Here is an 8547-nt window from a genome sequence, read left to right on the forward strand (position 1 = left end):
CCGCCGCGAAGAAGCGCGGCGTCTACAAGGGCCGGCCGCGCAGCCTCGACAGCGACCAGATCCGAGCCATCCGCAACGCCACCCTCGCCGACATCCCCAAAGCCCAAATTGCGCGAGAGTATGGCATCAGCCGTTCAACGCTGTATCGCTACCTTGATCAGCCGACCCCCTCCCTGTGAGCGCCCGGGCAAACTGCGGGGAGTTGCGACACTGCAACTCCCCGCAGTCGGTCACGCGGCGTCAGAGGCTTCGCTCGGATCTTCCTTCGATGCGACGAAAGCCTCGAAAGCCTCGATGAGGTCTTCCTCGTTCTCGATCGCCCTCAACGTCCAACTCAGGTTGGTCGCACGTCCCTCGCGCAGATCATCTCGCTTCCGCAAGACCTTCTTCGGAGTCCTCAGAAGCTTCCCGTTCGAGTCGATCACTGCCTGCTCTAGCTGGGCGTACGACAGTACGGTCGTGCCGTAGAACCTACGCGCAGACATCAGCAGATACCGCCTCGCCCATCCGTCGGGGACGAGGAGGAGAGCCTTGCCGTCAGCGATTGGCAGCGTCACCTTGCGGGTCTGCCACGACAGGCTGTCGCGGTCCCACACCTGCCTGTCAAACGTTCCGACCTTGTGATGATCGGCCTGGAACTCCGGGTAGGACTGCAGCATCGAGGCGGTGAAGTCCGCCAGGACCGAGAAGATGATGCGCGTTGTGGTGTCGGACGTGATATCTCGATCGACCCCCTCAACGAACAGGGGGAGGTGTTCGAGGTGGCGAAGGGCCCCGATCTGGACCACGGCTTCAGCGTCACCGTTCAGAACGTCCCAAATCCAGGTCCCTACAACCTCGCCACCTCCATGCCCGTGGAAGCCCTCCTTAGCCATGCCGAGACGGGTCTCCCACGGCTCCGTGAACTGCTTGAGCAGCTGGTGGCCCCTCGTGAGCGACTCAGGGGTGCCGTCGATGATGCTCTGCGTGACTTCGTGCAGGAACGTGTCGATACACGTCACAGCGTCCCGTGCGTACGGATCCAGGTACTGGTGGCGCCGGATCGCATGAGGATCGACGTACAACCTGTTGTCGCTCGAGATCTCGACGTCCAGGAATGGGACGGGACCGGTGATCCCGTAGTACTCCTTGATGGTGGGCATGTGCCCTCCTTTCGGTAGGAGGGCCCTGGAAGCAGGAGCGGACGCTCCTTGCGAACTTCTGTACGCTGTTACAGCGACCTACACAGTTGCTGTCAGCGCCTTCGGGCCCTGTGCATCGGCCCCAACCCATTGCCGTGGGTTGGGGCCGAAGTTCTCTATGCGAGGGGAAGCTGCTGCTCAGGAGCCTCCCCGCCGGACTTGGCGCGGCGATTGCCGCGCACCTCGGTTGAGGGTCCGTTGAAGTCGATGCAGAGCATTCCATCCTCCTCAAACGGCTCGTACCTCCGGCTCACCGACGTGTCGATGCCGTAGTTCTGCATGAACGCCGTCGCGGACAGCAGGGTCTGGCCCGACCGGCTCGGCTCACGAAGCTCATAGGTGCGAGGCGACGGATCCGCAGGACGTAGCGCCATCACGCGCCGCGCAGGGTCGAACAGGAGCTCCACCACCTTCGCGCCACCGATCAGCTTGTGTGCCGGAGCGTTGATCGAAACGATCCCCTTCCGCTGCACAGTCACGCTCGGGGCGCCCCTCATAGGCGCACTCCGCTTGTCGAAGACCTCGAACGACATCTCTCACCCTCCCTTCCCTGCCTGAGTAACGAGTGCAACCGGCGAGTGACCGCCGGGCGATGCTTCGAACTCAGGCCTCGCAGCATCCACCACCCCAGTATAGCGGATACTGGATCTCCTTGCACATACTTGAAGGCGGCACGAAACTCCCTAAATTTGCAGCATCGCCTCGAGCCTCCTTCATCTACTCAACGGGTGGTCGGCCGAGCTGTTCGAAGCAGTCGATGACTACCGGTGGCGGTGCCGACGACTGCGTCCTCTCGTAGAATCGCTCGAGGTGGAGAGCGCACGCCCCGGGTCGGCGACAGTGGGTAGTACGGGAAGTCGCTGAGGCTTGTCGGTGCTCGCCCCTACTGCGGACGCACTGCGCCATGTCTCCCGGGGGAGAGGGCAGGCGAAGATCAGAAGTGGTGCATCATGCATATCGCGATCGTTCCGTCCTCCGGCAGCGCTGCCGCGCGTCCGTTCGAAGTAGAGGGTGACCCGGCGATGGCCTTCGTCGGAGTCGCTGGAGTTGTACTTGGCGTACCGCATGCCGAGCAGCCGGTGGAACGCGTTGCCTACCGTCGGGTTCTTTGGTGCCTGCGGGACGAGCAGGGGGAGCCCTTGGGAGCGCTGCAGAGTCTGGAAGGTCAGGCCGCTGTTGTCGGTGTGGGAGGGCATGCCCTCGGCGCGGTGCCGTATCCCGAAGAAGCCTCGGTGCGTCTCCTCTAGGTACTCCTGCTGGTCGCGGTATGACCTCACCTGCTGAGTATCTCCCTCGCGCGCGCCTTCTCGAGCACGGAATGTTGCAAAGCGCAGATGAGGCGCTACGTCGTGGCTGATCCTCGATTTTCCTGCAGTGCTGTGCTGAAGTGCGGGTGCTTCACCGTTCCGGTGGGCGCTTGGCCGTTCTGCAGCACGGCCGAGCGCCCAGTGGTGACCCTTGCGTCACGCGATGCAGAGGTGGATGAGCAGCGTGAGCGCCAGGTATATCGCCCGCATGGTGCGGGGGTCGAGGTGCAACTCGACGGTCGTTGCTGTGGTGACCTTGTTGGTGACGGCATCGATGCGCAGTTTCATGGAACTTCCTCCTCTCTGGACGTGGGACCCTTGGCGCCGTCCCGTCCCGGGAGCTCGTGATGCGCTGATGGTCGATCTGTGGGTGTGAATCCACGATCGCCTGCCACGGAGCACTAGGTCAACGAGCTAAACAGCCCCTGTTTCAGCGGGCTAAGAGACCATGTCCATGCGCACTGGAAGCACAGCTATGACATGCTTGAGAGCCCCGGATCTAGCGGGATGAGGGGAAGGGGAGTGGCGGTGCGACATATTTATAGAAGGACTCTGTACCCCACTGCATGCCTCCGCATCACAGTGCACGACTGGCTAGTCCGCTCATACCGCCACCAATACTAAGAGAATGTGAGCTGCCGATGGTGTCCAGGCCCGCTGAAGCAGTGATGCAGCAACTGAGATCGGCGGCCAAGAGGTCCGGCCGAGCATCGGTTGCGCTGCCGCGAGAGTTCGCGCGCGACACCGAGAACCCTGAACCGGAACCTCCTCTGGTGCGGATCCTGCGGGGGAAGGGGGAGACGAGGCTGAAGGTCTACCTCACGACCCTAATGGCGGCGACTCGAGCTCCTCACGCGACACAGAACAGTGCTTACACGCTGGCGACCACACTGGGCCTTGGTGAGAGCAGGGGCGCTCGTCGCCGAATCGACGAGGCGTACAAGGGGCTCGTCGACCTGAATCTGGTCGCGCGGGAGCTCAACCCAGGAGCAATCGCCACCACCACGGTTCTGCACTGGTCAGGGAAGGGAGAGCAGTGGGAGATTCCGACGCCGGCATCGCCCTACATCTCCTTGCCCATTGAGCTCTGGAGGAACGGTTGGATTGTTGCGCTCTCAGGACGTGCAATCGCGATGCTCATCGTCCTGCGCGAGCTGACGAACGGCAGGTCGGGTGACTCTGCCTGGGCGGACGGGACGAGGAAGGCCGAGTATGGCCTCTCTGCTGACACCTGGACGCGAGGATGCGCGGAACTTGAATCTGCTGGACTGTTAACCATGTCGACAGTTGTCGCATCGTCCCATGGGCTGAGAAGGAGGCGGAAGTCCTACACGCTTCACATCGACAACCTCAAGGTATTTGAGCCAGGCCAGCACTGATCGGCCAGATCGATGACTGCTCCTAGGGCGCGTCTCCAGGGGCTGGTTGAGGCCGACTGGACGCGGGGGTGCGTCAGCGCGGTCCACTCTCGACGTTCTGGGAGCCGCACGCCCTAGTGCGCATAGTAGAAGTTATGCGCACTAAGGCGCTGTAGTGAGCGGAGATCGATCCCCAAGCAGCTTCGAGACTCGGGCCTGCCCGAGCGAGCATCCCCGTAGCGGGGCATCGCACGAGGGCTCGACTGTGGCTCGAAGTAGCTGCAGGTGAGCCAGCGTTGACGGGGCCTCTCGTGCCGCCGAGCGTGACCCCGCAGCCACCGACTGATAGGCTTTCGTTTATTGCGATTGAAGGGATCGGTGGCGGCGATGAGTACAGCGATGCACGATGCAGGGTCTGAGACCTACGTCGCACCGAACGACGAGGACTCGCGCGGGAAGATCCTCGACCTCGTCGCCGCGCTGCACGACCGTGGCGTGGAGCCGGCGAGCTCAACAGCTCTACTGACGCCCGACGGTAAGCGGCACGAGCTACCCCCGGAGCTAGCACGCGTCCTCCACGACGTTGCGCGGGCGCTTCTGGACGGGCGCGGAGTCACGATTACTCCACGCCACCAGCTGCTCACCACGCAGGAGGCTGCCGACATGCTCAACATCTCGCGACCCACGCTCGTCAAGTTGCTTGAGCGTGGCGACCTGCCCTTCGAAATGCGTGGAGCCCACCGGCGCGTACGTCTCGATGACCTGCTCACATACGAGCAGAGCCTTCGGCATGCACGCTCCGGAGAGCTCCATCGGATGCAGGAAGTGAGCCAGGAAGCGGGCCTGTATGACCTCGACGGCGAGCCCCCGGTCCGGCGCTGAGCGCTCGTGTTCACCGTGGTCCTGGACGCCTGCGTCCTCATCCCCCCGACCCTCAGCGACCTAGTGCTCCGTATCGCTGAAACCGGCGTGTACGACGTGCGCTGGTCTGCAGAGATCCTCGATGAAGTCCAGCGCCACCTGGGAGAGCGTGGGATACCGGCCGGCAGCGTCCGCTCTCGCGTCGAGGCGATGCGCCACGCCTTCCCCTTCGCCGAGGTCGAAGCGTACGAGCACCTCATACCTGTCCTACGAAACGACCCCAAAGACCGTCACGTGCTGGCGGTGGCGATTCAATCGCGCACCGAGACCATCGTGACCTTCAACGAGCGAGATTTTCCCGCTGACGCGCTTGCCCCCTGGGACGTTAGCGTGCTGGGAGTCGACGACTTCCTCAGCAGTCAACTCGACCTTGCGCCGGGGCCCGTCTTAGCCGCTCTCCACCAGCTGCAGATGAGCTACCGGCGGCCGCCGGTTCCCATGCAAGACATCCTTGGCCGCCTCGAGCGATCCGGCGTCCCACAGTTCACGCTGGACCTACGCCGACGCCTCAACACTCACTAGCAGCCGCTGCTGCCTCGTGCGTAACGACGAGGGAGGTTAAACCGCCCCTGATGCCCATAATCAAGGTTATGCGCACTAGGCGGGGTGTCGTCGCTGTGGAGCGTCGGCCACGGCCTAGCGTTATGGGATGAGCGAACTCTTCGTCGATGCGGCACGGGACTGGATCGCGGAACGCCGCGCCGTCGGGCGCACCATCAGTGCCGAGACGGCTAAGGCCTACCGCGCCGACCTCGCCTCCTGGCAGCGCTATCTCGGTGCCCAGACGGGCACTCCCGTGACGGTGCAGGACCTGTCGGGGCCGGTCATCAAGGCGGCGCTGGCGGAGATGAACAACGCAGGGCTCGCGCCGGCTACCCGTCGGCGGTTGCTTACCACGCTGCGTGGGCTATGCCGCTACCTGGTCCTCGAGTCACGCCTGCCCGGTGACCCCACGGCAGCGATCCAAGCCCCTCGTGCCCCCGGGCGTCTGCCGGTGGCCTTCACTGATGGTCAGATCTCCGACCTTCTGGAGACTGCTCGCGCGGAAGATCCGCAGGCGCGGCCCGCGGCGCCGCTGCTGGACGTGGCGATCGTGGTGATCCTGGCGGCCGGCGGATTGCGGGCCAGCGAAGCCGCCGATCTGCGACTCCTCGACTACCGGCCTGGCGAGGAGCCCTCACTGCGCGTGATCGGGAAGGGACGCAAGGCCCGTACGGTGCCGCTAGACCAAGGTGTCGCTGAGCAAATCGACACGTACCTGCCTTGGCGCGCAATGCACGCCGTAGACGAGGGCGACTCAAGTCCCCTGCTCGTGCGTCCGGATGGGCGCGCGTTGACACGTGACACGATCTCGTATCGCGTGAACCGGCTCTACGCGCGAGCTGGCATCGTCAAGCCAGAGGGCGAAGCAGCACACGCCCTGCGCCACACCTACGCTGTCTCGATGGTCGACGTTGGCGTCCCCGTCTCGGAGATCCAGCAGCTGCTGGGCCACGAGAGCATTGGCACCACCGGCATCTACCTCAAGGCCTCCGCCTCGCACCTCAGGGCCGCCTCCTCGGCGCCGTCCGCCGCCCGCCTGCTTGCCAGCAAGCCAGGACAGCAGCACGCCACGGAGGTCTAATGAGCGGATGCTCCGCGCTGATCGCCGTCCGCAGTTGGTCCCCTGTCGGCGCCCGGACGGCCCATCGTGGCGTCGTCAGCGCGCGGCGTTATACGCGTCGATCACGTTCTGAGCGATGCGTCCGCGATCACTGACCTCGTGCCCGTTCTCGCGCGCCCACTTACGGATCCGTGCGGTCCGCTCGCGATCGCCAGCTGAAGTGCGGCGTGTGCCAGTGGTGCGGCGTCCACCGACGCGGCGGCCGCTGGAAGTCCAGGTCTTGAGCTGCTCACGCAGCTGCGCGGCGTGGGAGTCGTTCAGATCGATCTCGTAGGCCACCCCATCGATCGCGAAGGACACCGTCTGGGTGGCATCGCTTCCGTCGATATCGTCGGTGAGAATTACCTGAGTTTTGCGCGCCATGATCGACCCTCCGGGTTCGTGTTCGTGAACTTGCTGGACAGTACAGCAGGAGTTCCTGATTACGTGGCTGCGATCCCGGGTGGCGAGTACGCTCAGCGCCACCAATGACGGAAGAGGCACCTCATGTGCGGAAGATTCGTTCTTCAACTCGATCTGAGTGCGAATGGTCAGACGCGCCGTTGCGGCAGACCTGCGGACAGGTTCAGGTCTGCCGCAGCACGGTCTGCGCTGGGTGCTTGCCCCGGGTCGTAGCGATCCGGGGCAAGCACGGTAGCGCTTCGCGCCCGACAGGTGAGTCTGCGTGTCTAGAAGTCCCAGTCGTCGTCGTTGGTGTGCTCGGCCTTACCGATGATGTACGACGATCCGCTTCCGCTGAAGAAGTCGTGGTTCTCGTCGGCGCTGGGGGCGAGGGCGGCGAGGATCTCTGGGCTGACTGACGTCTCCTCGGCGGTGAACCGTGCCGGGTAGCCGAGGTTCATGAGGGATTTGTTCGCGTTGTAGCGCACGAAGGCGGCGACGTCGCCCATCAGGCCGAGGGGTTCGTAGAGCTCGCCTGAGTAGTCGAGCTCGAGGTCGTAGAGCTCTTCGAGCAGGGTGTACGTGAACTCCTTCATCTCGTCGCGGCGGTTGGGGTGAGCCTCGAGGCCGCGCTGGTACTTGTAGCCCGAGTAGTAGCCGTGCACGGCCTTGTCGCGCAGGATGAGTCGGATCATGTCGGCGGTGTTGGTCAGGGTGGCGTGCACGGAGAAGTGCAGCGGCAGGTAGAAGCCGGCGTAGAGCAGAAGGCTGGAGAGCAGGGTGGAGGACACCTTCCGCTTTAACGGGTCGGGCCCGTAGTAGTACTGGAGCACCTTCTTGCATCGCGCTTGAAGCAGGTCGTTTCCGATCGCCCAGCGGTAGGCCTCATCGATCTCTCGGGTACTGGTCAGGGTCGAGAACACCGAGGAGTACGAGCGGGCGTGGACGGACTGCATGAAGGCGATGTTGGTGTAGACGGCTTCCTCGTGCTCGGTGCGGGCGTCCTGGATCTGGCAGATCTCCCCGACGGTGGCCTGCACGGTGTCGAGCATGGTGAGGCCGGTGAAGACTCGCATGGTGAGGGTTCGTTCATGGGGCGCGAGTGCTTGCCAGGCCTGGTGGTCGTTGGACAGGGGCACCTTCTCGGGCAGCCAGAAGTTCGCGGTCAGGCGGTTCCAGATCTCGAGGTCCTTCTCGTCGCTCACGCGGTTCCAGTTGATCGGACGCAGCGGTGCGCTGGGGTCGTGTCGGTATGCCGGAGGGGTGATGGAGCCTTCTACGGCTGTTGTGGCGGTCATGCTGTTCTCCTCTGTTCGTTGTTCTTGTCGTTCGTCGTGGCTGTCCGTTGCCAGAACAGGTCGAGCCCTTCGTTCACGCACTCAATATCGCGCTGGGTGCCCAGGAGTTCGAAGCGATAGAGCTCTGGGACACCGCACTTTCGGGAGATGACTGGGCCGGCGAGGCAGTAGTGCTCGCCGAAGTTGGTGTTGCCTGCGGTGATCACCCCGCGCAGCAGCGCACGGTTGGCGGGATCGTTGAGGAAGGCGATGACCTGCTTCGGCACGGCCCCGGCCTGCTCGCCGCCGCCGTAGGTGGGGACCACCAGAACGAAGGGGCGGCACACGCGGACCATCCCCTCGACACGGGGGCGGAGCGGGATCCGCACCGCAGGCCGCCCCAGCCTCTCCACGAAGCGCAGCGTGTTCTCGGAGACGCTGGAGAAGAACACGAGATCT

At 64.0% G+C, this 8547-nt stretch carries 11 protein-coding genes; 5 read left to right on the forward strand and 6 right to left on the reverse strand.

From position 1 onward, the window contains the following. A partial coding sequence (locus tag ACTICP_RS15150) for a helix-turn-helix domain-containing protein (protein WP_441893785.1) occupies positions 1-179 on the forward strand: 179 nt, incomplete at its 5' end. Between the two features lie 51 nt (positions 180-230). Here the strand turns inward: ACTICP_RS15150 and ACTICP_RS15155 are convergent. The 3 genes from ACTICP_RS15155 to ACTICP_RS15165 form a co-directional block, all read right to left on the reverse strand. Beyond that, a complete protein-coding gene (locus tag ACTICP_RS15155; protein ID WP_070500680.1) occupies positions 231-1142 on the reverse strand; it encodes a hypothetical protein in 912 nt (303 codons plus the stop codon). 155 nt (positions 1143-1297) lie between these two features. Further along, entirely contained in the window at positions 1298-1714 is a 417-nt protein-coding gene (locus ACTICP_RS15160; protein WP_070500681.1) for a hypothetical protein, read from the reverse strand. 930 nt (positions 1715-2644) lie between these two features. After that, complete coding sequence (locus ACTICP_RS15165) at positions 2645-2776, reverse strand: hypothetical protein (RefSeq protein ID WP_256374519.1); 132 nt, start codon at positions 2774-2776, stop codon at positions 2645-2647. Positions 2777-3153: 377 nt separating this feature from the next. Here ACTICP_RS15165 and ACTICP_RS15170 point away from each other — a divergent pair, with 377 nt between their 5' ends. The 4 genes from ACTICP_RS15170 to ACTICP_RS15185 all read left to right on the forward strand — a co-directional run bounded on the left by ACTICP_RS15170 (position 3154) and on the right by ACTICP_RS15185 (position 6391). After that, on the forward strand, positions 3154-3867 hold the full coding sequence (locus tag ACTICP_RS15170) for a hypothetical protein (protein WP_441893780.1): 714 nt from the start codon (positions 3154-3156) through the stop codon (positions 3865-3867). A gap of 378 nt (positions 3868-4245) precedes the next feature. Beyond that, a complete protein-coding gene (locus ACTICP_RS15175) occupies positions 4246-4728 on the forward strand; it encodes a helix-turn-helix domain-containing protein (RefSeq protein ID WP_168165402.1) in 483 nt (160 codons plus the stop codon). A gap of 6 nt (positions 4729-4734) precedes the next feature. Next, entirely contained in the window at positions 4735-5289 is a 555-nt protein-coding gene (locus ACTICP_RS15180) for a PIN domain-containing protein (RefSeq protein WP_070500683.1), read from the forward strand. Positions 5290-5416: 127 nt separating this feature from the next. Continuing rightward, positions 5417-6391, forward strand: a complete 975-nt coding sequence (locus ACTICP_RS15185) for a tyrosine-type recombinase/integrase (protein WP_070500684.1) — start codon at positions 5417-5419, stop codon at positions 6389-6391. A gap of 75 nt (positions 6392-6466) precedes the next feature. On the opposite strand, the gene ACTICP_RS15190 is transcribed toward ACTICP_RS15185, so the two are convergent. The 3 genes from ACTICP_RS15190 to nrdI form a co-directional block, all read right to left on the reverse strand. Next, positions 6467-6793, reverse strand: coding sequence for a histone-like nucleoid-structuring protein Lsr2 (locus ACTICP_RS15190; protein WP_070500685.1), 327 nt, complete (start codon positions 6791-6793; stop codon positions 6467-6469). A 305-nt stretch (positions 6794-7098) separates the two neighbouring features. Then, on the reverse strand, positions 7099-8109 hold the full coding sequence (gene nrdF / locus ACTICP_RS15195; protein ID WP_441893783.1) for a class 1b ribonucleoside-diphosphate reductase subunit beta: 1011 nt from the start codon (positions 8107-8109) through the stop codon (positions 7099-7101). Next, positions 8106-8540: a class Ib ribonucleoside-diphosphate reductase assembly flavoprotein NrdI gene (nrdI, locus tag ACTICP_RS15200; protein WP_441893787.1), complete on the reverse strand. Its 435-nt coding sequence runs from the start codon at positions 8538-8540 to the stop codon at positions 8106-8108. Before nrdI ends, nrdF begins: the two co-directional genes overlap by 4 nt. Between the last annotated feature and the right edge of the window lie 7 nt (positions 8541-8547).

It is taken from the genome of Microbacterium sp., from assembly GCF_052102115.1.
In the GTDB taxonomy this organism is placed as follows: domain Bacteria; phylum Actinomycetota; class Actinomycetes; order Actinomycetales; family Microbacteriaceae; genus Microbacterium.

Bases quoted from the DNA above. Each gene is read 5' to 3' on its own strand.
- ACTICP_RS15155 (WP_070500680.1), bottom strand. From the start codon at position 1,142: ATGCCCACCATCAAGGAGTACTACGGGATCACCGGTCCCGTCCCATTC.
- ACTICP_RS15160 (WP_070500681.1), bottom strand. From the start codon at position 1,714: ATGTCGTTCGAGGTCTTCGACAAGCGGAGTGCGCCTATGAGGGGCGCC.
- ACTICP_RS15165 (WP_256374519.1), bottom strand. From the start codon at position 2,776: ATGAAACTGCGCATCGATGCCGTCACCAACAAGGTCACCACAGCAACG.
- ACTICP_RS15175 (WP_168165402.1), top strand. From the start codon at position 4,246: ATGCACGATGCAGGGTCTGAGACCTACGTCGCACCGAACGACGAGGAC.
- ACTICP_RS15185 (WP_070500684.1), top strand. From the start codon at position 5,417: ATGAGCGAACTCTTCGTCGATGCGGCACGGGACTGGATCGCGGAACGC.
- ACTICP_RS15190 (WP_070500685.1), bottom strand. From the start codon at position 6,793: ATGGCGCGCAAAACTCAGGTAATTCTCACCGACGATATCGACGGAAGC.
- nrdF (WP_441893783.1), bottom strand. From the start codon at position 8,109: ATGACCGCCACAACAGCCGTAGAAGGCTCCATCACCCCTCCGGCATAC.